The 1565-nt window shown below is 53.7% G+C and carries 1 rRNA gene; it reads right to left on the minus strand.

The features are described 5' to 3' along the window. Window positions 1-4 precede the first annotated feature (4 nt). Window positions 5-1547, minus strand: a 16S ribosomal RNA gene (locus tag L3V23_RS21230). Window positions 1548-1565 lie beyond the last annotated feature (18 nt).

Below are 1565 nucleotides of genomic sequence, written 5' to 3' on the forward strand. Positions count from 1 at the left end.
TACGTAAGGAGGTGATCCAGCGCCAGGTTCCCCTAGCGCTACCTTGTTACGACTTCACCCCAGTCATGAACCACAAAGTGGCAAGCGTCCTCCCGAAGGTTAAACTACCTGCTTCTTTTGCAGCCCACTCCCATGGTGTGACGGGCGGTGTGTACAAGGCCCGGGAACGTATTCACCGTGACATTCTGATTCACGATTACTAGCGATTCCGACTTCATGGAGTCGAGTTGCAGACTCCAATCCGGACTACGACGCACTTTTTGGGATTCGCTTACTATCGCTAGTTCGCTGCCCTCTGTATGCGCCATTGTAGCACGTGTGTAGCCCTACTCGTAAGGGCCATGATGACTTGACGTCGTCCCCACCTTCCTCCGGTTTATCACCGGCAGTCTCCCTGGAGTTCCCGACATTACTCGCTGGCAAACAAGGATAAGGGTTGCGCTCGTTGCGGGACTTAACCCAACATTTCACAACACGAGCTGACGACAGCCATGCAGCACCTGTCTCAGAGTTCCCGAAGGCACTCCCGCGTCTCCGCAGGATTCTCTGGATGTCAAGAGTAGGTAAGGTTCTTCGCGTTGCATCGAATTAAACCACATGCTCCACCGCTTGTGCGGGCCCCCGTCAATTCATTTGAGTTTTAATCTTGCGACCGTACTCCCCAGGCGGTCTACTTAACGCGTTAGCTCCGAAAGCCACGGCTCAAGGCCACAACCTCCAAGTAGACATCGTTTACGGCGTGGACTACCAGGGTATCTAATCCTGTTTGCTCCCCACGCTTTCGCATCTGAGTGTCAGTATCTGTCCAGGGGGCCGCCTTCGCCACCGGTATTCCTTCAGATCTCTACGCATTTCACCGCTACACCTGAAATTCTACCCCCCTCTACAGTACTCTAGCTTGCCAGTTTCAAATGCTATTCCGAGGTTGAGCCCCGGGCTTTCACATCTGACTTAACAAACCACCTGCATGCGCTTTACGCCCAGTAATTCCGATTAACGCTCGCACCCTCCGTATTACCGCGGCTGCTGGCACGGAGTTAGCCGGTGCTTCTTCTGTCGCTAACGTCAAATGATGCTGCTATTAACAACACCACCTTCCTCACGACTGAAAGTGCTTTACAACCCGAAGGCCTTCTTCACACACGCGGCATGGCTGCATCAGGCTTGCGCCCATTGTGCAATATTCCCCACTGCTGCCTCCCGTAGGAGTCTGGACCGTGTCTCAGTTCCAGTGTGGCTGATCATCCTCTCAGACCAGCTAGGGATCGTCGCCTTGGTGAGCCATTACCTCACCAACTAGCTAATCCCACCTGGGCATATCCTGACGCGAGAGGCCCGAAGGTCCCCCTCTTTGAGCCGAAGCTATTATGCGGTATTAGCCATCGTTTCCAATGGTTATCCCCCACATCAGGGCAATTTCCCAGGCATTACTCACCCGTCCGCCGCTCGCCACCCGAGAAACAAGTTTCTCTGTGCTGCCGCTCGACTTGCATGTGTTAGGCCTGCCGCCAGCGTTCAATCTGAGCCATGATCAAACTCTTCAATTTAAGATTTTGTCGGCTCAA

It is taken from the genome of Vibrio sp. A1-b2 (assembly GCF_021726015.1).
GTDB lineage: Bacteria > Pseudomonadota > Gammaproteobacteria > Enterobacterales > Vibrionaceae > Vibrio > Vibrio diazotrophicus.